The 23570-nt window shown below is 68.3% G+C and carries 25 protein-coding genes and 1 tRNA gene; 11 read left to right on the forward strand and 15 right to left on the reverse strand.

Translation table 11 applies throughout. From position 1 onward, the window contains the following. Nucleotides 1-483 precede the first annotated feature (483 nt). Nucleotides 484-1293, forward strand: a complete 810-nt coding sequence (locus OHB24_RS12190) for an HAD family hydrolase (protein WP_327639095.1) — start codon at nt 484-486, stop codon at nt 1291-1293. Nucleotides 1294-1297: 4 nt separating this feature from the next. Here OHB24_RS12190 and OHB24_RS12195 read toward each other — a convergent pair whose 3' ends face one another. The 6 genes from OHB24_RS12195 to OHB24_RS12220 form a co-directional block, all read right to left on the reverse strand. Next, nucleotides 1298-1906: a bacterial proteasome activator family protein gene (locus OHB24_RS12195; RefSeq protein ID WP_327639096.1), complete on the reverse strand. Its 609-nt coding sequence runs from the start codon at nt 1904-1906 to the stop codon at nt 1298-1300. A 19-nt stretch (nt 1907-1925) separates the two neighbouring features. Next, entirely contained in the window at nt 1926-2456 is a 531-nt protein-coding gene (locus tag OHB24_RS12200; protein WP_327639097.1) for a CGNR zinc finger domain-containing protein, read from the reverse strand. A 169-nt stretch (nt 2457-2625) separates the two neighbouring features. Next, a complete protein-coding gene (locus OHB24_RS12205) occupies nt 2626-5238 on the reverse strand; it encodes an FtsX-like permease family protein (RefSeq protein ID WP_327639098.1) in 2613 nt (870 codons plus the stop codon). After that, nucleotides 5238-5954 (reverse strand): ABC transporter ATP-binding protein, encoded by a 717-nt coding sequence (locus OHB24_RS12210; RefSeq protein ID WP_327639099.1) that lies wholly within the window; start codon nt 5952-5954, stop codon nt 5238-5240. Before OHB24_RS12210 ends, OHB24_RS12205 begins: the two co-directional genes overlap by 1 nt. After that, nucleotides 5951-6523 (reverse strand): PadR family transcriptional regulator, encoded by a 573-nt coding sequence (locus OHB24_RS12215; RefSeq protein ID WP_327639100.1) that lies wholly within the window; start codon nt 6521-6523, stop codon nt 5951-5953. The genes OHB24_RS12210 and OHB24_RS12215 overlap by 4 nt, the downstream gene beginning before the upstream one ends. Nucleotides 6524-6556: 33 nt before the next feature. Further along, nucleotides 6557-7129, reverse strand: a complete 573-nt coding sequence (locus OHB24_RS12220) for a TetR/AcrR family transcriptional regulator (protein ID WP_327639101.1) — start codon at nt 7127-7129, stop codon at nt 6557-6559. A 73-nt stretch (nt 7130-7202) separates the two neighbouring features. Between OHB24_RS12220 and OHB24_RS12225 the strand changes: the two genes are divergently transcribed. After that, nucleotides 7203-7619: a VOC family protein gene (locus tag OHB24_RS12225; protein ID WP_327639102.1), complete on the forward strand. Its 417-nt coding sequence runs from the start codon at nt 7203-7205 to the stop codon at nt 7617-7619. Here the strand turns inward: OHB24_RS12225 and OHB24_RS12230 are convergent. Genes OHB24_RS12230 through mobA form a run of 3 tightly spaced genes read right to left on the reverse strand, consistent with a single transcriptional unit; the run spans nt 7609 to nt 10035 of the window. Then, nucleotides 7609-8586, reverse strand: coding sequence for an NAD(P)H-quinone oxidoreductase (locus tag OHB24_RS12230; RefSeq protein ID WP_327639103.1), 978 nt, complete (start codon nt 8584-8586; stop codon nt 7609-7611). The genes OHB24_RS12225 and OHB24_RS12230 overlap by 11 nt on opposite strands. A 16-nt stretch (nt 8587-8602) precedes the next feature. After that, the gene (locus OHB24_RS12235) at nt 8603-9463 is read right to left on the reverse strand and encodes a phosphotransferase family protein (RefSeq protein ID WP_327639104.1); all 861 of its coding nucleotides are present in this window, start codon (nt 9461-9463) and stop codon (nt 8603-8605) included. A gap of 32 nt (nt 9464-9495) precedes the next feature. Further along, on the reverse strand, nt 9496-10035 hold the full coding sequence (gene mobA / locus OHB24_RS12240) for a molybdenum cofactor guanylyltransferase (protein ID WP_327639105.1): 540 nt from the start codon (nt 10033-10035) through the stop codon (nt 9496-9498). A gap of 103 nt (nt 10036-10138) precedes the next feature. Between mobA and OHB24_RS12245 the strand changes: the two genes are divergently transcribed. The 5 genes from OHB24_RS12245 to OHB24_RS12265 all read left to right on the forward strand — a co-directional run bounded on the left by OHB24_RS12245 (nt 10139) and on the right by OHB24_RS12265 (nt 14875). Next, the gene (locus tag OHB24_RS12245; protein WP_327639106.1) at nt 10139-10927 is read left to right on the forward strand and encodes a carbon-nitrogen hydrolase family protein; all 789 of its coding nucleotides are present in this window, start codon (nt 10139-10141) and stop codon (nt 10925-10927) included. A gap of 55 nt (nt 10928-10982) precedes the next feature. Further along, a complete protein-coding gene (cobC, locus tag OHB24_RS12250) occupies nt 10983-12050 on the forward strand; it encodes an Rv2231c family pyridoxal phosphate-dependent protein CobC (RefSeq protein ID WP_327639107.1) in 1068 nt (355 codons plus the stop codon). An 83-nt stretch (nt 12051-12133) separates the two neighbouring features. Further along, nucleotides 12134-12664 carry a BatC protein gene (locus OHB24_RS12255; protein ID WP_327639108.1) on the forward strand — a complete coding sequence of 177 codons (531 nt, stop codon included), beginning with the start codon at nt 12134-12136 and terminating at the stop codon, nt 12662-12664. Beyond that, on the forward strand, nt 12661-13911 hold the full coding sequence (locus tag OHB24_RS12260; RefSeq protein ID WP_327639109.1) for a cupin domain-containing protein: 1251 nt from the start codon (nt 12661-12663) through the stop codon (nt 13909-13911). Before OHB24_RS12255 ends, OHB24_RS12260 begins: the two co-directional genes overlap by 4 nt. Before the next feature lie 52 nt (nt 13912-13963). Next, nucleotides 13964-14875 carry a sucrase ferredoxin gene (locus OHB24_RS12265; protein ID WP_327639110.1) on the forward strand — a complete coding sequence of 304 codons (912 nt, stop codon included), beginning with the start codon at nt 13964-13966 and terminating at the stop codon, nt 14873-14875. A gap of 15 nt (nt 14876-14890) precedes the next feature. Here the strand turns inward: OHB24_RS12265 and OHB24_RS12270 are convergent, their stop codons facing one another. The 3 genes from OHB24_RS12270 to OHB24_RS12280 form a co-directional block, all read right to left on the reverse strand. Further along, nucleotides 14891-15490: a gamma carbonic anhydrase family protein gene (locus tag OHB24_RS12270; protein WP_327639111.1), complete on the reverse strand. Its 600-nt coding sequence runs from the start codon at nt 15488-15490 to the stop codon at nt 14891-14893. A 236-nt stretch (nt 15491-15726) separates the two neighbouring features. Then, nucleotides 15727-16944, reverse strand: coding sequence for an MFS transporter (locus OHB24_RS12275; protein WP_327639112.1), 1218 nt, complete (start codon nt 16942-16944; stop codon nt 15727-15729). 75 nt (nt 16945-17019) lie between these two features. Beyond that, nucleotides 17020-18258 carry an MFS transporter gene (locus OHB24_RS12280; RefSeq protein ID WP_327639113.1) on the reverse strand — a complete coding sequence of 413 codons (1239 nt, stop codon included), beginning with the start codon at nt 18256-18258 and terminating at the stop codon, nt 17020-17022. A 242-nt stretch (nt 18259-18500) separates the two neighbouring features. Between OHB24_RS12280 and OHB24_RS12285 the strand changes: the two genes are divergently transcribed. Beyond that, a tRNA-Ser gene (locus tag OHB24_RS12285) sits at nt 18501-18589 on the forward strand. 109 nt (nt 18590-18698) lie between these two features. Beyond that, complete coding sequence (locus OHB24_RS12290; RefSeq protein WP_327639114.1) at nt 18699-19262, forward strand: dihydrofolate reductase family protein; 564 nt, start codon at nt 18699-18701, stop codon at nt 19260-19262. A 1-nt stretch (nt 19263) separates the two neighbouring features. Here the strand turns inward: OHB24_RS12290 and OHB24_RS12295 are convergent, their stop codons facing one another. Both OHB24_RS12295 and OHB24_RS12300 read right to left on the reverse strand, forming a co-directional pair. Beyond that, complete coding sequence (locus OHB24_RS12295) at nt 19264-20055, reverse strand: class I SAM-dependent methyltransferase (protein WP_327639115.1); 792 nt, start codon at nt 20053-20055, stop codon at nt 19264-19266. Nucleotides 20056-20086: 31 nt separating this feature from the next. Continuing rightward, nucleotides 20087-20806, reverse strand: coding sequence for a DinB family protein (locus tag OHB24_RS12300; protein WP_327639116.1), 720 nt, complete (start codon nt 20804-20806; stop codon nt 20087-20089). A 127-nt stretch (nt 20807-20933) separates the two neighbouring features. On the opposite strand from OHB24_RS12300, the gene OHB24_RS12305 reads away from it, so the two are divergent. Continuing rightward, nucleotides 20934-21932 carry an acyltransferase domain-containing protein gene (locus tag OHB24_RS12305; RefSeq protein WP_327639117.1) on the forward strand — a complete coding sequence of 333 codons (999 nt, stop codon included), beginning with the start codon at nt 20934-20936 and terminating at the stop codon, nt 21930-21932. Beyond that, complete coding sequence (locus tag OHB24_RS12310) at nt 21923-22564, forward strand: alpha/beta fold hydrolase (protein WP_327639118.1); 642 nt, start codon at nt 21923-21925, stop codon at nt 22562-22564. The genes OHB24_RS12305 and OHB24_RS12310 overlap by 10 nt, the downstream gene beginning before the upstream one ends. On the opposite strand, the gene trpD is transcribed toward OHB24_RS12310, so the two are convergent. Beyond that, on the reverse strand, nt 22541-23566 hold the full coding sequence (trpD, locus tag OHB24_RS12315; RefSeq protein ID WP_327639119.1) for an anthranilate phosphoribosyltransferase: 1026 nt from the start codon (nt 23564-23566) through the stop codon (nt 22541-22543). The genes OHB24_RS12310 and trpD overlap by 24 nt on opposite strands. Nucleotides 23567-23570: the final 4 nt, after the last annotated feature.

The following is a 23570-nucleotide window of genomic DNA, read 5'->3' on the forward strand; positions in this document are numbered from 1 at the left end:
TCAAGACCCGAATGAACGAACGGTGAACGACGTTCGTCCGCACGGATCCGCTAGCTGATGGACTCGCGCAACGTGCCGGCCCACCGTGTCGTCCCGGGCGCGGGACGCACCGATCCATAACTGTTGACGTCACTGCCGCGGTTTTGGTTGCAGCCAATTCCACAACAGTTCTTCGACGTTTGTGTGTGCTTCCGGAGGTGGGGCGGCATCAGTCGCGCTGATCCAGAACACGCATACGACGCGAACGAACAGCCCCCGGTTCCCCGCCAGACCACCGCATGAAATCACGCACCAGCGGGGTGGCGCAGGGGAACTTGCTGCCTTTGCAGCATCCTGCCGTAACGGTCTGATGACGTTGTCAAAAGCTCAATCAGATAAGTCAAAAAGACCTGAAACCAACGTCGTACCGCTTGCGCCCGAGGCACTTGGAAGGGTAGTGCGCGACCGGCTCGCCGGAAGGCACTGTGGCGATATCGTTACCCGGTGACGGTTCCGCGAAACCCCCGCCTGATAGCCACCGATCTCGACGGAACGCTCCTCCGCAGTGACGGCACCGTGTCCGACCGGACCCGCGCCGCGGTCCTCGCGGCACAGCAGGCCGGAAGTGTTTTCGTGATGGTCACTGCCCGGCCACCTCGCTGGCTGCACGACCTGTCGTACCTGGTCGGGGAGCACGGTGTCGCGATTGTTGCCAACGGCTCCATTTTGTACGACGTCCTGCGCCGTAAGGCGATTCGTACCCGCTTGATCGAGCCCACGGTCGCACTCGAGGTGGCGCAGGCGATTCGCGAGGCGATTCCGGACGTGCAGTTCGCCATCGAGCGACCGGACCGCTACGGACAGGAACCGGTCTACCTGAATCGCTGGCCGAAACCGGACAACACGTTGATCGCCGCGGTGGAGGAGCTGCTTGCGGAGCCGGCCGCGAAGCTGCTCGTCAGGCATCCGAGCATGCATTCCGACGAGTTGCTCGGGCTGGTGAATCCGTTGGTGGGCCAACGAGTGACGGCCAGTCACAGCGGAGGTCACGGTTTGGTGGAGATTTCGGCGAGCGGGGTCTCGAAGGCCACGATGCTGGCCGATTTCGCCGCCACACAAGGGATCTCGGCTGCTGAGACGATCGCCTTCGGTGACTCGGTCAACGATCTGCCGATGCTCGCCTGGGCCGGAACGTCGTACGGCGTCGCGAACGCGCACCCCGAAGTCCTCGCGGTGGTGGACAGAACGGCCCCTACAAACGACGAGGACGGCGTCGCCGCCGTCCTCGAGGAGTTCTTCCAGCCTTTGAAATAAGGCGTTACAGGTACATCCCGCCGCTGCCCGGGCCGTCGGTGTTGCCGGCCTGCGGTGCGCCGGGGAAGCCGGGGTGCTCTTCGCCGGGCAACTGCTGGCCGCCCGGCAGCGCGCGACGCATCTGCTCCAGCTGCTGACGCGCGGCCATCTGCTGTGCGAACAACGCCGTCTGGATGCCGTGGAACAAGCCCTCCAGCCAGCCCACCAGCTGCGCCTGCGCGATCCGCAGTTCGGCCTCGGTCGGCGTGCTGTCGTCGGTGAAGTCGAGACTGAGACGCTCCAGCTCCTCGACCAGTTCCGGTGCGAGGCCGCTCTCGAGTTCCTTGATCGAGGCCTCGTGGATCGCCCGCAGCTGCGCCCGGGAGGCTTCGTCGAGCGGCGCCGACTTCACCTCTTCCAGCAGCTGCCGGATCATGTTCGCGACCCGCATCACCTTCGCCGGCTGCTCGACCAGTTCGGTCACCGAGCGCGGTTCGCCGTCGCGGTCGTCGTCGTCGGAGCGCGGCGGTCCCTCGACGGCCATGCCGTCCGGCCCGACGATCAGCACCTTGCCGTCTTCGGTCTGCGCCCCGGCCATCGGGACTTCCTGGCCCTCGCTGCTGCTCTCACTCATCTCCCCATCCTAGGCCGGGTCATGCGGTGCGGGCACGGTGGCGGCGTACGGCGTCGCGGTTGGCGCAAGCGGGGCTGCAGTAGCGCTGGCGTCCGGTGCGGGAGAGGTCGGCGTACACGTTGTCGCAGCCGTCGGTGCCGCAGCGGCCGAGCCGCGTGATGCCACGGCCGGCCAGGTGCAGCGCCGTACCGGTGCTGATCAATGTCGCGACGAGGCGCCCGACCGGCACGTTGTCCGGGCGGTAGTGCATGTGCCAGCCGTCGCCGGCGTGGTTCGTGAGTCGCGGATGCTCGGTGTACTTCGCGAGCATCGCGTTCACCAGGTCGACCCGCGCCTGCTCGTCCGGTGCGTCCACCACCAGGAGCCACTCGTCGAGCGCCGTACGTACGGCGGTCAGATCCGCGGCGGTGACGTGCCGCTCGCGGACCAGGCGGCTCTCGACGCCGCTCTCCTCGCACCGCTCGGCCAGCTCGTCCGGGGTGTTCGCCGGGCGGGTCACCAGATTCACCGCGAGCAGGACCGCGTCCGCGCCGTAAGGGTTGAGATGCATAATGCCATTACATCACGATGGATCCATGACCGATTCCCACCGCCATCGCTGGTCCCCGATCTCGAGCCACCCCGTCAGCGAAGGGCTCGTCGTGTACCAGCGGTGTGCCTGTGGCCAATGGCGCATCACAAGCACACCGCCGTACCCCGTCGCCCACCCAGAGATCGCGTTAGTCGATGCGGCTGACCATCGGTAGGCGGGAGCGGGTGAGCAGCCAGGCGAGGAGACCGGCGAACAGTGGTACGACGACCACGATGCCGCCGATCTCCGCCCACGGGACCACGAAGTGCGGTGACCCGAACGCGGCGTGCGCCGTGTAGCCGTACAGCGCGCCGACCCCCACACCCAGCACGCAGCCCAGCTGTCCGAGCACCCACGCCTGCGCCGCCGCGAGCGATCGCCGTCGCCTCGGAGGCGCGCCGATCGCCGCCAGTGTGGCCAGATCGGCCCGCCCCTCGGCAGCTGACAACGACACCGAGATCGCGACGCCGAGCAGCGTGACCACCGTCGCCGCGAGCAGGATCCCGATCAGGAAGAGCCGCCCCGGGCTCTGGTACCCCTTCTCGACCTGGAGCCCCTCGTCCGTCCCGAGCGTCCGGGCGACCGCGGCGAGCTCGTCCTCGGACGGCTCTCTGGTCAGTTCGAAATGCACCTCGCTGACGCGGATCGTGCCCAGTTCGCGGGCCGCGTCCGGACTGATCAACGCCGTATCCCTGAGGAAGTAGACGGCCGGCGGGCGTCCGAACGACACGGCGTCGAGGTTCCGCAGGTAGTTCTGGTCGTCATCGTTGTGCATGGCAACCTTCTGCCCCGGATCGAGCTTGACCCCCGGAACCACCACCTTGCCGGCCCGCAGCGCGGCGGCCGCCTGCTCGCCGTACTCCCCGAATCGGGCGATGAACGCCGGATCCGCTGCCCGCAGGCTGAATCCGGTCATCCCCTCGGAGCTCTCCGGTGTCGCGACCGCAAGGATCGGCAGATAGCCGTACTCGTTGGGCTTTGCGTTCGGCAGCAGTACGTCGCCGAGCTCGTACTGCGCCCGCACCGGTAGTTGCGCGTCCAACGCCGCGGCGAGTGCCGGCGTGTACGTGATCGAACCCGGAACGCCTTGATTGACACGCAGTACGGCGTCACCGTGCCGGCCGACTGCGACGTAGTTCGCGGCGTCGGCAGCAATCGAGTTGGACGCGGCGAACGCGACCGCGGCGGTGCCCGCGACGGCCATCATGATCGCCGCCGTCGCGGGACCTGTGCGATGCCGGTGCCGCGCGGCGTCGCGCATCGCCATCCGGCCGCTCAACGGCAGCGACCGCGCCAGGCCCGCGACCTTGACGACCAGACTCGGCAACATCCACACCAGGGCGATGACCGACGCGGTGATCCCGAGCAGCACCAGCGCGATCGGACCGCTCGGAGTAGCCGTCGCCTGCTGACCCAACGGCGAGTGCCGCGCCGACCTCAAGGCCGCGGCGATCATCGCGCTGCCCGCGAAGACGCACACCAGCCCGCCCGCGAGCAGGACCACCGCGGCGATCCGGATCCGCGCCGCCTTCGCAGTCACGGTGAATCGGCCGGCCAGCGCAGCCATTGGCGCCTGCCGACCGGCACTGATCGCCGGTACGACGGCAGCGGCGAGTCCGGCGCCGAGACCGAGGAGCGCGATCGCCACGATCGTGCCCCACGGGATCTGCCACGCCGTGAAGATCGTGTCCGTCATCCGTTCCCAGAGCGGTTTGGCGCTGAACACCGCGATGGCGGCGATCGCCAGTCCGCCGGCCACGCCGACCAGCCCGGCGAACAGACCCTGCATCACGACGATCCGCCGGACGTCACCCGGCGTACCTCCGGCGGCCATCACCAGACCGAGTTCCCGGGTCTGGCGGCGCGCGCCGACCGCGAACGCCGTACCGGCGAGCAGGACGATCTCCAGGATGCCGAAGCCGATCACCAGCGCCATCGCGGCGTACGGACCGATGTCGTCGGCGGTCGTGCCGTACGGGTCCGGCGGTGGGTTGATGATGGTTGCTCGCGGCAAGAGAAACAGACCCTGGTTGACCAGTTCGGAGCTGAGCCGGCCGGCATCAGCCGAGTCCGGCAGGTCGACGAGGTACTGGACCGTGCGCGTCGGATCGACCTCGTTCAGAGTGGAGTCGGGCGTCGCGAAGATCGCCGGCGTGCTCTGGCTGGTGAGCATCCGGGCGATGCCGACGACGGTGTAGCTCTTGCCGCTCGTGCTCTCGACTGTGGTGGACTGGCCGAGCTTCTCCGCGAGTGACGGCGAAATCGCGACCTCGTCGGCCTTGGTCGGCAACCGGCCCTTGTCGACCTTCACGGTCCCGTTCGTCAGCGGGTTCGCGCCGTCGCCCGTGAGCAGCGTGACGGTGGTCTTCGACTCCGGGATACGGACCTCGACCATGCCGGAGTCGACGAACAGGCGGGCCAGCTTCGTCCCCGCCGGGAGCAGTGAGCGCGGGTTGAACGTCGACGGTGTCCGGACCGCCTTCTCGTGGCCGTCGGCCGGCGGCGGTTCGCCGTACATCATCTCTTGCCCCGGCGGCACCTGGAGCTTGTCGTACTGCGTGACATCGAGCCGGCCGTCCGCGCGGCCGATCGTGTTGGCGGCCAGCGTTTCGCCGCTCGGGCTCGCAGACTTCAGCACGATGCCCAGCCAGCTCGCAGCCAGCACCGGCAGGCCGATCAGGGCCGCGACCAGCAACGTGCGGCCGAGTGACCTCCGCGCCGTACGCCGCGCGATGCGCAGCGGCGCAGACCACTGGCCCATCAGCGGCTCTCCTGCAGCAACGCGTCCGCATCCGGAAGCGGACCCGCCTGTCCTACCAGTACGCCGTCGCGCAGGTAGACCACGCGGTCGGCCCAGGCGGCGTGCCGGGCGTCGTGGGTGACGAGGACGCCGCCAATGCCGTGCTGATCGCAGCGGTCCCGGAGTAGGCGCAGTACTGCCTCGCCGGTGTCGGAGTCGAGTGCGCCGGTCGGTTCGTCCGCGAGCAGCAGACGGCGTTCGCCGACGATCGCGCGGGCGATCGCCACTCGTTGCCGTTGGCCACCGGACATGTCGTCGGGGAAGCGGTCGGCGAGCTCCTCGATTCCCACCTCCTGCAGCGCGGTGACGGCGTGCTTGTAGGCAGACCGGCTCCGGGTGCCGTCCAGCTCCAGCGGGAGCGCGACGTTCTCGGCCGCGGTCAGCGCCGGGATCAGGTTGAAGTCCTGGAACACGTAGCCGATCCGGCGACGACGCAGCGCCGCCACGGCGTTCCGGCTGAGCGTGGTGAGATCGTTGCCATCGACAAGTACCTCGCCCGCGGTCGGCTGGTCGAGACCGCCGGCGCAGGTGAGCAACGTCGACTTGCCGGACCCGGACGGGCCCATCACGGCGACCAGTTCCCCCGGCGCAACGGCCAGATCCACGCCCCGCAAGGCATGTACGGCCTGCTCACCCTCGCCGTGCGTCCGCGTCAACTTACGAATATCGAGAATCACGAGCGCGCCTCCTGCTCATCCGGTACGTCGTACGTCTGGGGAGCGGGCCGTGGTTTGCCGCGGTGGCGTAACAGCATCGCCTCGCAGTGGTCGAGCCAGCGGATCTCCGCCTCGGCGCCGAAGATCATCGATTCGATGACCAGCTGCCAGGAGATCTCGCCCTCCGCGCTGTTGCGCTTCTGCCGGGTGAGCTCCTGCAGCGACTGCATGGTCGACATCCGCTGCCGCTGGACCACGGCGCTGACGTCCACACCCGGAACCGCAAGCGCCAGGGCGAGTTTGATCGCGAGCTCGTCACGCGGGCGCGACTCCCGGGCGACCGGGGTCTGGAACCAGTTCGCCAGCTCGGCTCGGCCGGCGTCGGTGATCTCGTACATCGACCGCCCGTCGCCCTCCGACGATGCGGCCCGGACGAGGCCGTCGCGCTCGAGGCGCGTCAACGTCGTGTAGACCTGCCCGATGTTCAGCGGCCAGGTCGCCCCGGTGGCGGCCTCGAACTCACCGCGCAGCTGGTAGCCGTACTTCGGCTCGTCCTGGAGCAGCGCCAGCAATCCATGCTTGATCGACATGGATACTGAGTATGCATACTGAGTATGCGGCCGTCAATCCTCCCGGATCAGGCGGCGTACCAGGCGGGCGGTGATCGCCTCCACGTCGTACGGGCGTCCGGTCCCCGGGGTCAGTTGGTCGAGGACCAGGCCGTCGATGGCGAAATGCAGCAGGCGGATCTCCTCGGCGCCGCCCGGCAGGCCCGCGTTCGCATTGAAGGCGACATCGGCGTCGAAGCCCTGGCGGAGGGTGCGCGACAGGATCTCGTGCAGGCCGGGACGGCGGGCCGCTTCGAGGCGGAGTTCGAGGAGGGCGAGTGTGATTTCCGGCCGGCCGAGCAGGCGCTCGACGATGTAGTGGACGTAGTCCGTCATCAACTCGAGGCCCGGCTCGCGAGCGGCAAGGGGCTCGAGGACGGTCTCGTCCGGGGCGAGGCGCTCGAAGATCCGCTCGCCGAGTGCGCCGAGCAGGGCATCGCGGGTCTTGAAGTAGTTGGACGCCGTACCGGCCGGGAGTCCGGCGGCGGCGTCGACGGCTCGGTGCGTCAGGCCGCGGGCGCCGGCCTCCGCGAGCACGGCCAGGCCGGCGTCAGCCAGTTGGGTACGGCGTTCCGGATTCCGGGGCATGTTGACAAGGCTAGCAGAGTTCCACTACAACTGTCGTACACAACCACAACAGCTGTAGTAGTCAGGAGACTCTATGCAACCCGCGGCATTCGGCGCGACCGTCGTCACCGAGCACCCCTCGGAGGTCGCCGCCTTCTACACGCAGTACCTCGACCTGCAGATCGGGATCGATCTCGGCTGGTTCATCACGGTTCGCCGCGGCACGGCGGACTGGGAGCTCGCGATCATGGAGCGCGGCCATCCGACGATCCCGGCGGCAGTGTCGGCGCAGACCGAGAGCACGAACGTCTTCGGCTTCGTCGTCGACGACGCCGACAAGATCGCCGCCGCGCTGCGTGCAGGCGGCGTGAAGCTGGAGGGCGACCCGAAGACCGAGGTCTTCGGCCAACGCCACTTCTTCGTCCGCGACCCGGCCGGCACCTGGATCGACGTGATCCAACTCGTCGAACCCGACCCCGACTGGCTCGCCGCCAACCTGCCTACAGAGTGAGGAGGACCTTGCCGAGTTGAGTGGACTGCTCCAGCGTTTCGTGTGCCTTGGCGACCTCGGCGAGGGGGAATGTGGAGTGCACGACCGGGCGGACCTTGTGCTCTGCGATCAGTGGCCAGACGTGGCCGACGACCTCGGCGATGATCCGGCCCTTGTCCGCCACCGAACGGAACCGCAGACCCGTGGCGATCACCGATCCGCGCCGGCTGAGCAGCCGTCCGAGGTCCAGCTCGCCCTTCGCGCCGCCCTGCATCCCGATCACCACGAGCCGCCCGTCGTACGCGAGCGACTTCACGTTGTCGGTCAGGTACTTCGCGCCCATGATGTCGAGGATCACGTCGGCGCCCGCGCCGTTGGTCGCCTCGTTCACCACCGACGCCCACTCGGCTTCCTTGTAGTTGATCGCGACGTCCGCGCCGAGCCGGGTGCAGAACTCCATCTTCTCCTTGGTGCCGACCGTGGTCAGCACCCGCGCGCCGTGCGCGACACCAAGCTGGATCGCCATCGTGCCGATCCCGGACGATCCGCCGTGCACCAGCAGGGTCTCGCCCTCCTTGAGATGCGCGGTCATGAAGATGTTCGACCAGACGGTCGCGACCACCTCGGGCAGTGCGGCCGCGCTGACCAGGTCGAGACCGTCCGGCACGGGCATCACCTGCGGAGCGGGTACGACGACCTTCTCGGCGTACCCGCCGCCGGCGAGCAGCGCACAGCACTCGTCACCGACGGACCAGCCCTCGACCTCGGCGCCGACCGCGGCGATCCGGCCCGACACCTCGAGACCGATCGTGCCGGGAGCACCGGGCGGCGGTGGGTAGAAGCCCTGCCGCTGGAGCAGGTCGGCGCGATTCACACCGGCGGCGACGACGTCGATGACGACCTCGTCGACGGCCGGTTCCGGGTCCGGGATCTCGCCGATCCCGAGAAGGTCGATTCCGCCGGCACCATGAACCACGACAGCTCGCATGCTGCCCAACCTACCCTCAGCGCTCGACCAGTTTGGCCAGGTCCTGTGCGATGGAGTCGAGGTGAGTGGTCTGGCCTATCGACTGGAACCAGTCCCATAGTTCGAGCGAGTGATAGAGCCGGTAGAGGTCGATCCGGTCCTCGGGTACGGCGCCGTACCCGTCGGTGAGGCCGGCGAGCTTCTCGGGGTTGTCGTGGGCGGAGTACTGGATCGTCTTCGCCAGATCGATGAGCGGATCGGCGGCGATCGCGTTCTCCACGTCGATGAAGCCGTTCACCCGCCAGGTTGTCGGGTCCACGAGGATGTTGCCTTCGTGGAAATCGTTGTGACACAGGACGGCTGCCCTGTTGTCCGCGAACAGGTGCGCGTGCTGTTCGACATGGGCGGTGATCTCGGCGTGCAGCTTCGGGTCACCGCCGAGCTGCTCGAACTCCTGCAGCTTCTTCGCGAACTGCCGTCGCATGTACTGGTCGTTGTCCGGCAGCGGATCGAGGATCTGATCGGTCAGATAGCCGTACGCCGGTTGCTCGAGGCGGTGAACGCGCTGCAGCAACTCGCCGAGCTGCGCGTACATCGCCCGCCAGTCAGGCGGCGCGGCCTCGGACAGCGGAACGCCGTCGACCTTCGACAGCATCGTGACGCCGTCGCCGACGTGCATCACCCGTGGGATCGAGCCGCTCAGCTCCTGCTCGAGCATTCCGTAAACGTGTGCTTCCTTGGCCTGCTTCCAGAGCCACTCCGGCGCGTAGACCTTCACGATCACCGGGTCGGCGGACGTGCGCACCTCGTACACGGTGCTCAACTGCCCACCGGTGCGTTCCACGACCTCGCTGACGTCGACCCCGACGACGTCCCTCACCAGCTGCGCGACATCCATGCGTCGAACCTACGGACGCCGTCCAGCGGTTTTCAGTCGTCCAGGTCCGACCAGGTGTCGACGTCGTCGCCTGCGTGGGTCGGTCCGGTCCAGGCGACGTCGAGGCCGGCGAGCGTCCGGCGTACCGACTTGTCTCTTGGGTCGCCTCCGTCGTGGATCGCCTGCGCCAACGCGGTACGCCGGTACGCGGCCGCGAGCTGCTGCTCCTGACCGTCGGTGTCACGCAGACCGAACCCGTCGTGCTCCGCGAGGTTGTTGACGAGTGTCGTCACGTCGGCTTCGGTGATCCACGGCAGGTCACAACTCACCACCACGACGACCGGTGCCGTCCCGTGCTGGAGTCCAGCCGCCAGCCCCGGCACCGGCCCGCCCGACGGCGGGTCCTCCACCGTCCAGTCCACGTCCCGGTACGTCGTACGCACCGGCCCCACCACCACAGTCGAGGCGGCGCCTGCCGTCGCCGTCAACACCCGATCCAGCAACGACATCCCGTCGAGCACGAGCATCGCCTTGTCCACCCCACCGAACCGAGTGGACCCACCCCCCGCCAGCACCACCACATCGAACTCCACCCCCGCAGTCTCGCATCCGGCAGCCCTCAGCCCTCCGCCATCGCCTCGTACTCCTCACGTTGCGTGAGGTTCAAGCTGCGCGTTTCTGCGGCACCATGGAGGAATGAGGATCGCCGTGGTGCAGACCGCCAGCAGCTACGACAAGGCCGCCAACCGGGACGCTGTCAGCCGTCTGGTCGCGGACGCCGCGCCGGGCGCTGACCTTGTGGTGCTGCCGGAAGCGATGATGTCCGACTTCGCGGTCGAGGGGCAGTCGGTGGCAGACGCTGCCGAGGCGCTCGACGGCGAATTCGTCACGACGCTCCGGAAGGCGGCGGTCGAGCACGGCGTGGCGATCGTGGCCGGGATGTTCGAACGCAGCTGCGACGAGCATCGTCCGTACAACACCCTCCTGGCCGTCGGCGCAGACGGCGTACTGCTCGGTGCCTATCGCAAGATCCACCTGTACGACGCGTTCGGGTACAAGGAGTCGGACCAGCTCACACCTGGCGACGTAGCTCCGGTAGTGGTCCAGGTCGGCGACCACTCGCTCGGTCTGATGACCTGCTACGACCTGCGCTTCCCAGAGCTCTCTCGGGCGCTCGTCGACGCCGGCGCCGAGGTGCTCGTCGTACCGGCCGCCTGGGTCCGCGGACCGCTCAAGGAGCACCACTGGACCACGCTGCTCACCGCCCGCGCCGTGGAGAACACCTGCTACGTCGCAGCGGCCGCACAGAACGGCAAGAAGTACTGCGGTCTCAGCCAGGTGATCGACCCACAGGGCATCGCACTGGCGTCCGTAGGTGAGTCAGACGGACATGCGTTCGCTGAGGTCTCAGCTGAGCGGCTGGCCGACGTACGCAAGCGCAACCCCTCCCTGCAGAACCGCCGGTACTCAGTCACTCCCCGCTGACCAGTGCGCGGACCGGCTGGTCCGCGAAACTGGCTGACCCGTTAGCCTCCTGGGCGTGGCGGATGGGTTTGATCTGGAGCATCACGGCGATCTCGAGGTCGGTGAGGGGCTGGTCGACCTCGCCGTCAACGTCCGCGCGGGTACACCCCCGCCCTGGTTGCTCGACGCGATCACGGCGAGCCTGACCGACCTGGCGGCGTACCCGCGCCAGGACGCGGCCGTTGCCGCGGTCGCGCACCGGCACGGCGTCGCGCCGGACCGGGTGCTGCTGACCGCGGGGGCCGCGGAGGCGTTCGTCCTGATCGCGCGGGCGTTCCGGCCGCGGCATCCGGTCGTGGTTCATCCACAGTTCACCGAGCCCGAGGCGGCGTTGCGTTCGGCCGGGCACCTCGTCGACCGGGTGATCCTGCGGCCCGAGGACGGGTTCACGCTGGATCCGTCCGCCGTACCGGCCGACGCTGACCTCGTTGTCATTGGTAACCCCACCAACCCGACGTCGGTGTTGCACCGCGCCGACGACCTGCGCGAACTGGCGCGACCTGACCGGATCCTCGTCGTCGACGAGGCGTTCATGGACGCCGTACCGGGTGAGCCCGAGTCGCTCACCGGCGCGTCGATTCCTGGGCTCGTGGTGGTGCGGAGCCTGACGAAGACGTGGGGACTCGCGGGGCTGCGGGTCGGGTACGTCATCGCCGGCGCGGGTCTGATCGAGCAGTTGGCAGCCGTACAGCCGCACTGGCCGGTGTCCACTCCTGCACTTGCAGCGGCAATTGCCTGCAGCAACGAGCGTGCCGTCGCGGAAGCGGCCCAGGCTGCGCTCGACATCGAGCGGCAGCGTGTCCATCTGCTTGACAGTCTCGGAACGGTGAGCGGACTTTCGACGTACGGCGTGGCGCGGGCGCCGTTCGTTCTCGTTCAGGTGCCGGGGGCGGCGGAAGTGCGGGAATCCCTGCGTGCACAGGGATTTGCGGTACGGCGTGGGGACACGTTCCCGGGTCTCGGGCCGGACTGGTTGCGAGTCGCCGTACGGCCTGAGGACGTGACCGACGGGTTCGTGAAGGTGTTGTCGGATCTGCTGCCGCCCAATCGAGTTGGCGCTGTAACGCGCGGGGGGTTTAGCTGAGGTCCTCTTTGCGCACAAGATGACCAGTGCCCCGGTGGTATCTCCTGGGCAAGTTTCTGGCCGTTCGCGAAGGGAGCAGCACGATGGGTCTCAACGATGACGACATGAACACGTCCTCCGAAGGTGGCACCGGCGAGTACGGAGGCTCGGGCGGCGACAACTCGAGCGAGGGCAACGACACCACGGCCGGCGGTTCGACCGCTGCTCCTGGCGGCGGGAGTGCCGGGTACGGCGAGGAGTCCTCGGACGGCGGCGCTGACGGCGGAGCCGATGGTGGTGCCGGCGGCGGCGAGGGACCGGCCGACGGCGGCGCGTCGCCGGGCACGCAGGACGGTGGCGCTGACGGCGGGGCCGGCGAAGGCACCGCGGACGGCGGCGCGAACCCCAGCGGGACCGATGGCGGAGCTGACGGCGGTGCGGACGGCGGCGCTGGTGGCGGCGGCTACGGCGAGGGCTCGGGTTCTGGTGGGTCCGAGGGCGGCTACGGCGAGAGCTCGGGGTCCGGCGGGTCCGAGGGCGGCGACGGCGAAGGCACCGCGGACGGCGGCGCGAACGCCGGCGGGACCGATGGCGGAGCTGACGGCGGCGCCGGCGGGAACTCCGGAAGCTGGTGACCACCGTGCCGGAGGCCGGGCAGTTCCCGCAGAACAACCGCCCGGCACTCCGGCGCTGTGTAGCGGGGGATCTGGACGAGTTCGCCAACTCCTACTGGGGTTCACGCGCGCTCCTGTCCCACGGCACCGACCTCCCCGCGCCGTACGACGACCTGTTCAGTCTCGACGCCGTGGACGAACTGCTGTCCCGCCGCGGCCTGCGGACGCCGTTCCTGCGGATCGCGAAGAACGGGTCGGTGGTCGGAGACAGTCAGTTCACCGGACCGGCCGGTGCCGGCGCGGAGATCGCGGACCAGGTACGAGACGACAAGGTGGCCGCCCTGTTCGCCGGCGGACACACCGTCGTACTGCAGGCACTGCACCGGACCTGGCCGGCGCTGGTCGACTTCTCCACCCAGTTATCCACAGACGCTGGTCACCCGGTGCAGATCAACGCCTACATCACCCCCGCCGAGTCGCAGGGATTCTCCGCGCACTACGACGTACACGACGTGTTCGTACTGCAAGTGGCCGGCGAGAAGCACTGGACCGTACACGAGCCGGTCCATCTCGACCCGCTCCGCAACCAGCCGTGGACCGACCACGCTCGCGCCGTTGAAGAAGCGGCACGCGACCAGGCACCGGTGATCGACGAGGTCCTGCGCCCGGGTGATGCGCTGTACGTGCCCCGCGGCTTCTTGCACTCGGCCAAGGCTCTGGGCGGTGTGAGCGCACACCTGACCGTCGGTCTACACACACTGACGCGCTACCTCCTTGTGCAGGAGCTAGCCGCACTCGCTGCGAATCAGCCTGACCTGCGCACCGCACTGCCTCTCGGCTTCGACCCCGGCGACCCGGATCACCTGGCTCAGGTCCTGCCGCAGGTGGTCGAACTCTTCACGCAAGAGCTTCGTACGGCGACCCCAGACGCACTGGCCGACCGTCTCCGCCGCCGTACCTGGTCCAGCAACCGCCCAGCTCCACTCCCACCGCTGGCGCACGCTGCGTCCATCGCCTCCCTGTCCGTCGGTACGACGGTCCGCCTCCGCGCCGGCCTCCGTTGCCGCCTTGTCCCCGGCGACCCGCTCGTCCTCCAACTTCCCGACCGAACCATCACCTTCCCGACTGCCACGACCGCAGCCGTCACGGAACTCGTCTCGGGTGCTGACTGCAAGGTAGGAAACCTCCCCGGCCTCGACGACGCCGACCAACTCGTCCTGGTGCGCCGCCTCCTCACCGAGGCAGTCGTGGTCGCCACGGCCCAATGAGCAGGGTGTGACCACTCGGTAGTTGAAGTCGGCAACAGTATCGTGAGGTGCCGTGGACCTCGGTGACGTCAGGTATCGACCGGAGACCGGCTGCGCGGCGCAGGCCGACCTCCGCGGCGACGCCCTGATGGCGAGCGCCCCGCCCGCCGAGCGCTGGCTCCTCATCGAGTCCCGCTCCGCCTGGCCCCGCCAGGCCCTGACCTCCCTTCAAGACAGCTCGTCCGGTGTCGAACTGGGTGATGCGGTTGCTCGGCGATGCCGCGAGTTGAGGATTCGGCCCGTACTGATCCGCCGCTACGGCCGCCTCGATCGGACTGGTCCCCGGCGGTGGGGACTGGTGGACTGCCGCCCCGGGCGCGAACTCGTTCGCTGGGGCGACCTGCCGACGGACGAAGACTTGCTGGACGTCCTCGCCGGCAATAACCCGGGACTGGTGAGCAATGAGCCGGTCTACCTCGTGTGCACGCACGGACGGCACGACGCGTGCTGCGCCGTACGCGGACGCCCGGTCGCGGCGACGCTGACTGCCGCCTACCCGGAACGCACCTGGGAATGCAGCCACATCGGCGGTGACCGCTTCGCCGCGAACGTGGTCGTGCTGCCGCATGGCCTGTTCTACGGGCAGGTCTCACCAGCCCGCGCCGTCGAACTCGCCAAGCAGTACGACGAGGGTGCGGTCGTACCCGATCTCCTCCGTGGATCAGGTGCGTTCGTCCCGCCCGTCCAAGCCGCCCAGCACTTCGCTCGCGCCGCCGGTCACTCACCGGCCGTCGACAACCTCCTCCCGCAAACCGTTGAAGTCCTTGGCGAGCACCGCTGGCGAATCCTCCTCGCATCCACCAACGGCCTGATCGCCGTCGAAGTCTCGGCACGCCTCGACACCGTCGACGCCCGCCTGACCTGCGCAGGTTCCTCTCCCGCCCAGATCCGTCACTTCGAACTCCACAGCCTGACTACCGCCTGACCGTCACCTGAAGGGTCAGGCCGGGTCTGCCGGGCGGTCCGAAGCGTGCTCGCCGAAGAACGCTGACTGGCGCGCCATGATGTCGCGCATCGACGTACCGCGAGGGACGCCGTACACCGTGCCCGGGAAGTCCAGATCGCGCTGGATCTGCCACAGCTCCTCGTGCCGGTCGGGGGAGAAGAGCTGGGCCGGGTCGCCGGCGGCGATCCATCCGATCGGGAGGACCGTGCCTGCTTCCAGCCGCGAGTTCACGTGCAGCACGCTGTTGATCCGGAGTTCCGCGCCTGCGCCGGCGACAGAACCGGGGAACAACGCGGCGCCCGTGGCGATGAAGACTTCGTCCTCGACCGTGGCGCCGTTGACATGCGCATGGGGACCTACCAGGACCGCGTCACCGATGAGCGCGGGATGATCGGCCCGGCCGCGCACCAGGGCGTTCTCCATCACCACACTGTTCTCACCGAGCCGGATCTCGCCGTTCTCCGCCGTCAGCACCGCACCGTGCAGGACCCTGCTGCCTTCGCCGAGGACGACGGCACCGCAGAGCACGGCCGATGGGGCGACATATGCGGATTCGGGCACGACCGGTCGACGGCCGCGATGTTCCAGCAGCATCTGCTGTCCTCTCGTCGCGTGATCACCTCGCTCCAGCTTGTACCAAGATCGGTCGTGCGGACTCTCCACTGCCCGGGTCCTCACAACCCGGGCGGCGGTGTCCTCCGGGCCGTCCACATCGGAGGTGGCAGGCTCGGTCCGGCGGACAATCCGGGTGGAGAACCGCGAACTGAGCCAACATTAGAACAGATGTTCGACCAGATGCAATGCATCCTGACAGGTCAGGAAACGTCCGGTCAGATGCGCTCGGAGCTCAACCGCGGAGCCGTCCGGGCGAGCACGTAGATCGTCAGACTCGCCACCAGCGCGAGCGCCGCGAGTACCACCCACGGCAGCTCGTGATGCACCTCGAAGAGCTGCGCGAAGAACGCCGGCGCCAGCACGCTCGAGAAGGTGAACGAGTACTGCCAGTACGACAGGTACTTTCCCCGCCCGACTGTCGGCGCGATCACGGCAGACAGCGCGTTGTTCGTCGCCGCGTGCAGTACGTCGGCGAACGCGTAGCAGGCCGTGGCGAGCACCAGCACCGCCACAACCCATCCAGCAGGGATGTGCACCTGCAGCGCCATCAGCAACGCCCACGCGGCGTACGTGATCCCAGCAACCACCATGACGTTCGTACGACGCCGCTGCTCGGTGTGCCGTACGACGAGCGTCTGGCCGGTCGCCAACACCACAGCCGTTGCCGCGATCAGTACGCCGACCAGCCACTTCGGCACTGTCAGCGCTTCTGTGACGTACACCGGTACGCCGACGCCGAGCATCATCGTGCAGAGCGCCAGCAGCGTGTTCGCGGCGATCAGTGCCAGGAATGTCTTGTCCTTGCGCAGCAACGGCGCCGGACCGGTGTCCTGGTCGGTCCGCTTGTGGTGCGACGGGTGCAGCCGCAGGAGCAGCACCCCGGCGAGGTAGAACGTCACCGCGTTGAGGGCCATCGCGAACAGGAACGGTGCGTCCCCGCCGATCGCCAGCAGCCAGCCGGCCACCAGAGCGCCCAGAGCGAGGCCACCGGCCTGCATCATCCCGCCCAGGCCGAACCACTTGTCCCGCTCGCCCTCGTCGGCGACGTCCGCGAGCAGGCTGAAGATCGCCGACCAGAACACCCGCTGGCCGGTTGTCGTGACCAGTGCGCACAGGAAGAGCAGCCACATCGACCGCCCGAAGAAGAAGCCCGTGAACGCCAGGCCCTGAGCGAACTGCGCAGCCACGACAAGGTTCCGCGGCCCGAGGCGGTCGATCACCAGACCCACCGCGGCGGGCGCCGCGATGGAGAACAGCGTCGCGACGGTCAGCATCACGCCGGCCGTCCCGAGCGGGATGCCGGCGACCTTGTTGAAGAACAGCAACAACAGCGGCCCGGCGCAGCCGCCACCGAACGAGTCGATCGCCAGACCGGCCAGCAGCGGGACCCGACCGCGGACGTTCGGGAGGCCAAGTGACGCGGCTGCGGGCATGGCGAAGCGCTCCCATCGGGTGTTTGTGCGGCTGGCGAACCGTAGCAAGCGCTCGCCGGCCCATTCCATCCGATTTCAGTCGGTCGCGCCCACCCGCCGTACCGAGACGTTCCGCAGTGGGCGCCAGGCGACCGCGGTCATCACGACCATCGCTACGAAGGCGATCGCGAACGGCGCGGCCAGACCGTACTGCTGCGCCAGTACGCCGCCCAGCGCGGAGCCGATCGCGGCGCCGCCCACTGAGGCCAGCATGTACACGCTGTTCACCCTGCCCATCAGAGCGTCCGGTGTGGCCAGCTGACGCGCTGTAGTCGACACGATGCCCCACACCACCGCGTGGACGCCGAACACGGCCATGGTCGCGCCGGCGACCCACGGGTTCCTGGTGAGCGCCAGGATGAGATGGACCGTTGTCTCGATGACCAGTCCGGCGCGGAGGAGGGTCACGGAACCCACGCGCGGCTCCAGGAAGTGGTACGTCGGCATACCGAGCACACCGCCCACGGCACCGACCGACACGAGCAGACCGAACTGCGTCTCGCTCAGCCCCAGCTGCTCGCGCGCGAACAACACCCAGGTCGCGAAGGCGGCACAGAAGGTGATGTTCATGACCAGGATCGACAGGGCGAGCGTCCGTACGCCGGAGTGATGCCAGAGCCAGCGGACTCCCTCGCGCACCTCATGTAACAGGGCTGCGCGGGTGGACTGGTCGGGCAGCGGCGGACGTACGGCGACGCGAGCGATCAGGATCGCTGCGGCGGCGAAGGTGACTGCGTCGAAGACCAGAGGAATGCCCGCGCCCGCAGCGAACAGCAGTGCGCCTAGCGGCGGCCCGCCGAGTTGCTGGAGCACGGTGCCGCTGGCGAACAATCGAGCGTTCGCCTTGCCGAGGTGGTCCTTCGGTACGGCGCTGACCAGCAATGCACCAGATGCGTTATCCGCCAGCGTTTCCGCCGTACCGAGGAGGAACAGTGCGACGTAAACCGCCCAGAGCGGCGCGGTGTCGAACAGTACGGCGAGACCGAGCGCGGCCAGGACGATCGCGCGAAAGGTGTCCGCGGCAACGATCATCAACCGGCGGTCGAGCCGGTCGACGAGGACGCCGCTGAACAGAGCGAAGAGCAGCCACGGCAACTGCTGCACGAAGGCGGCGGCCCCGACCGCCGCAGGTTCAGTGGTGATCGAGGCGACGAGCAACGGGCCGGCGGCGATCAGGGCGCCGTCGCCGAGGTTGGAGATGATCGCGGCCGGAAAGATCTTGCGGAAATCAGGTCCGAGCTCGGACGGGAACGCGTACGCACGGAGGGAACGCATAGGAACTCCTGAGGGCATGACGAAGCGATGGACGCCGGCTGTGCCGCCGGCTGGTTCGCCCGGTCAGAGCGTCAGCGCGCTGACCGGCCGGCGTGTGCGATGCCCTCGAACGACCGAGACATTGCTCCCACCTCCGTCCGTACCCTCAGCGGCGCCCCGCCGCTGCGCCGACCATACCGGCCCCTCCCCACCCCCGCACTCCGTTTCCACCCGGTATCCTCAACCCTCGGCGGCAACCGCCAGGAGGGTTCGCATAGCGGCCGAGTGCGCTGGTCTTGAAAACCGGTATGGCGGGTGACCGTCATCGTGGGTTCGAATCCCACACCCTCCGCCTCGTGAGAATTTCTGCCGCCGGCCAGTCGGATCCGGAGTGCGGCGTTCGTAGTAGGGGTGACGGGCGGCCGGAGAAGGCCGTCGGACCGACTGGAAGGCCTGGCGCCATGCGGAAACTGATCTACGGCATGAACCTGACCCTGGACGGCTACGTCGCCGCGCCCGGCGACGACATCAGCTGGGGCGTGCCGAGCGACGAGTGGTTTCAGTGGTGGCTCGACCAGGAGTTGGCGATCGGGCTCTTCTTGTACGGGCGCAAGCTGTGGGAGGGGATGAGTTCCCACTGGCCGACCGGCGACCAGCAGCCCGACGCCACCCCGGCGCAGATCGAGTACGCGCGGAACTGGCGGGACACGCCGAAGGTGGTGTTCTCCTCGACCATCGACAAGGTCGACTGGAACGCCCGCCTGGTCACCGGCGACGCGGTAGCCGAGATCACCCGGCTCAAGGCCGGCGACGGCGAGCCGATGAGGGTCGGTGGCGCCACACTCGCTGCGGCGGCCATGCAGGCCGGGCTGGTCGACGAGTACGAGATCGTCACCCACCCGGTGTTGGTGGGCGGCGGCAAACCGTTCTTCACCGCGCTGGACAGCTGGGTGAACCTGAACCTGGTGGAAACGCGGACGTTTCCCGGCGGCGTGATTATGACCAGGTACGAGACGAGGCGTTGAGCTAAGAGCCCTTCACTGCCTTGGTAGCGAAGTAGCCGGGTAGCCAGCCGGCCGTTGCCTCCGCCTGGTGTGGCGCCTCGGCGAAATCGGTGATGGCGAACCCCACGGCGGTCTGCCCGCCGATCTGGTCGGTGAGCGTGTGGCTGTACTCCAGCGGCGAGTCGGTGCCGAACAGCCGCTCCCGCTCGCCCGGCTCCAGATGGGTGACATCGCTATACGGCAGGCGGTGCCGCACTACCAGCTCGCCGCGCGTGTCCATCGCGTCCGCGTCGAAGAGATAGACGTCCGGGTTGACGAAGCCGGACAGCAGCGTGCCGCCGGGCCGCAGCACGCGGTGGCACTCCCGCCAGACCGGGGCCAGCTCGGGGATGAAAAGGTTGGAGACCGGGTGCACGATCAGGTCGAACGAGGCGTCCGGGAACTCGCTCAGGTCGCGCGCGTCGCCGAGCACCGTACGTACGTCGAGCCCCTCCCGCGCGGCGACCATCTCGTCCTGCGCGAGCTGGCCGGGCGAGTTGTCGAAGACGGTCACCCGCGCGCCAGCCGCGGCGAGCACCGGACCCTGCTGCCCGCCGCCGGAGGCGAGGCAGAGCACGTCGCAGGCGGCGATGTCCGGCGGAAACCAGGTCGGGTCGATCGGCTCGTGCCCCATCAGGACGATGGACCACTCACCGGCCCGCGCCTTCGCGACCACCTCAGGCGTCACCGGCCGCGACCACTCGTTGCCCTTCTCCACCTCGCGGTCCCAGGCACGGCGGTTGTGGGCGACAGGATCAGTGTGCGGCTCGCTCATGCGCCGAATGGTAACCGCGCCGCGCTGCTCGTCAGCGGGCCTCGATGGTGTCGAGGTCTCGGACGGCGAAGCGGTGGTGCTCCCAGCCTTCCCCGAGGATTACGCGGAGGCAGGAGCCTGTGGTTTCGGGGCGGGGGCCGTGTGGATTCTTGCGAGGGGTGTCCAGTTCGGCCGGGGTGACGGTGGCGAGGAAGTCGCGGACCATGGCGACGCGGCCGGCGTGGGCCTGGAGAACTTCGGCGTACGGCGGCGTTTCGGTCAGCGCGTCCTTGGTGTTGTAGCTCAGCCCGAGCGGATGGAAGTCCTCGCGTTCGAGGATCGACCGGCCGAACCACAGGTCGATCGCGTGCACCAGGTGCCGCAGCGTTTGCGCGAACGACCACTCGCCGTCGACCGACACGTCGACGGTGCCTTCCGACATGCCTGCGACGCGTTCGAAGGTCGATGCCCAGGTCTGCTCGAGGACGGCCCAGGCGGCGCGGAGACCCTCGGGATCCTCGGCCCGCCGGTCCGCTCGGCCCGGGAAGCGGGCGTTCAGTTCGGCTTCGACGTACGCCGCAATCTCGACACCGTTCACCGTCAGGCTGCCTCCGGGCTCGACAATCCACGGCGCGTCGATGTCCGCGCCCTGGATGTCGACTCCGCGCATCACCGCGCCGGACAGATCGGACTCGACGAATCGCGCCCCGCGCAGGTTCGCCTCGAAGAACTCTGCCCCTTGCAAGTCGTCGGACTGACCGAACTTCGCCATGCCATCTCCCCTTGTCGCTAGCTGTCCGCCGAGCCTAACGGTGACCTAGGACACAAAAGTCGTGCGCGCGACGGGCGGCCCGTGGTGAGGTCGAGGGACAGACCGAGCGCGGCGGAGGGAACAGGTTGTGGACGTTCTGAGTGCGGTGGAACGAGTGGGCTTCACCAAGCGGGACCAAACGCGGTTCGAGGGTCTGGAGGTCGGTGCCGACCCGCAACTGCCCGAGAACGCCGAGGAGTTGCTGGCGTACTGCGGTGTGCACCCGGCCGATCGTGACGCGATGCTGGCGGCGCGTCCGGACCCGGACCGCGAGCCGGAGTGGTGGGCGATCACGTGGGCGCTTGCCGGAGAGGTCGAGCGGGACCTGGACCTGGCACTGCCTCCAACCGGTTTCAGAGGCTGGCCGGCGGTGCCGCAAGATGCGTCGGCGGTGGGACTGTTCGCGGCGGCGTGGGCGCTGCTGGCCAACCTGCCGAGGTTGCGCGAGCTCCACGCGCAGCGGGGCGTCCCGGAGTCGGTGACCGTCTCTACGGTGGCGGCACTCGGTGGGGTGATGCAGACGCATCGGCACATCTTCGGTAAAGCCGGTGTCGGGCTGATGCCGCTGTGGAGTCCACCGCTGCGCTTCCGGGGTACCGACTACGAGATCGGCCGGCATGCGTTCACGCGCACCCAGTTGGGAATGGGAGATGACGTGTCCGGTCACGTGTTGTCGATTCACATCCCACCGAGTGGGCGCCTCGACGCGCAGGAGTCAGAGGAGTCCGTCGCCACTGCAGTCGAGTCGTTCAAGCGCTGGTACCCGGAAGAGCCGCTTGCGGGGCTCGTCTGTCACTCCTGGCTGCTGGACCCGCAGTTGGCCGAGTACCTGCGCCCGGACTCGAACATCATGCGCTTCCAGAGCCGCTTCGACATCCTCCCGCTCCTGCCACCAGAGGACTCGTCCGAGGGCGACCGTGAGTTGATGCGGCTGGGCCTGCACCTCTCAGTACCTGACCATCAGCTGACCGACGAGGACCTCGACCGCGTCCCGCAGGACACCACTCTGCAGAGAGCTTTCGTCAAGCATCTGCGAGCTGGCGGGCATTGGTACGGACGGACGGGCATGCTGAAGAGATGGAGCTGACGATCCCGGTTGGGCAGGACACCGTCTGGACCGAGCATCTGGCCGGCGATGGAGTGCCGATTGTGCTGTTGCACCCGGGCATCGGGGACTCGCGGTCGTGGGACCTCGTGATGCCCGGGCTCAGCGGGTACCGGGTCGTTCGGTACGACGTCCGTGGGTACGGGCGTTCACCGCAGCCGACAGGTGAGTTCTCGCTCCTAAGCGACCTCGAGGCGGTCCTGGACCAGCTGAACCTGGAGCGCGCGCTGCTCGTCGGCTGCTCGATGGGCGGCGGTACGGCACTCACCTTCACGCTGACCCACCCAGACCGAGTCCACGGCCTGGTGCTGTTGTGCCCGAGCGTCAGCGGCTTCCCGCTGCCCGAAGAGCCGGAGGACGACCAGGACGAGTACCTGAAACCGGATGCGCCCGTGTACGACCGGTTGTACGAGATCCAGGTACCGTCCGTCGTGATGGTCGGTGACAAGGACCGCGCGGTTCTCGCAGCTGCGGCCGGCGGTACTGCCGCGCGGATCCCCGGCTGCGAGGTCGTCTGGCTAACTGGCGACTCTCCGAGCCTCCGCGAACCGCAGCTGGTGACTGACACCATCCTGCGGTTCGCGGGAGCCTCACCGGCGAGTCCAGCGGTCTAGTACTGCTGCTGCTCGGCCGCTGTCCACGGCCTCCCGGCAGCGCTCGAAGCAGTCAGGCAACTGTTCCAGGCCAGCCTCCAGCGTCAGCGTCGCCAGTGCGGCCGCAGCGTTGAGTAGTACGACGTCCCGCACCGGACCGGGCTCTCCATCGACCAGGTCCCGCAAGAGCCGTGCGTTGAACGCCGCATCCCCACCACGCAGCTCCGCGAGAGAGGAGGGTCGTAGGCCGAGTGAGCGTGGGTCGAACACCACCTCCGATGCGGAGCCGCCATGCACCACCCAGAGCCGCGAATACCCAGTAGTGGTGAGCTTGTCGAGCCCGTCGTCTCCGCGGGCGACCAGTGCGGACCTGCCTTGTTTGGCGAGCGCACCAGCAAGCACAGGCAGCATGCGCGGGTTTGCGACGCCGACGAGTTGGTGTTGTGGGTTGGCCGGGTTCAGCAACGGTGCGAGCACGTTGAACGCGGTGGGGACCGCCAGCTCACGCCGTACCACTGCAACTTGGCGGAGGGCTGGGTTGAAGCGTGGAGCGAACAGGTAGGTCAGTCCGACCTCCGCAGCCATATGAGCGGCGTCGGCAGCGGACAGGTCGAGTGGAATGCCCAGGTGCTCCACCAGATCGCCAGAACCGGCGGCTGACGACGAGGCGGCTCGTCCACCGTGCTTGACCACGGTGACACCAGCAGCGGCGACAACCACGGCTGCCATCGTGGAGATGTTCGCTGCACCGGTCCGGTCGCCACCTGTGCCGACGATGTCCACGAACGGTCCACTGATCCGCACCGGCGTCGCGTGCGAACGCAGTACGTCGGCCAGCCCGTTGAGCTCGTCGGCAGTCTCGCCTTTCGCGCGCAGGGCAATCAGGAACCCGGAGATCTGGGACGGTGACACCTCGCCGAGCACCAGTTGGTCCATCGCCCAGCCGGTGTCCGCCGTCGACAGGTCGGAGCCGGCCAGAAGCGCGGAGATCAGACCGGACCACGTCCGGAGCGTTGTTGCCATCGGC

Origin of the sequence: Kribbella sp. NBC_00482, from assembly GCF_036013725.1 — a bacterium.
Classification (GTDB): domain Bacteria; phylum Actinomycetota; class Actinomycetes; order Propionibacteriales; family Kribbellaceae; genus Kribbella.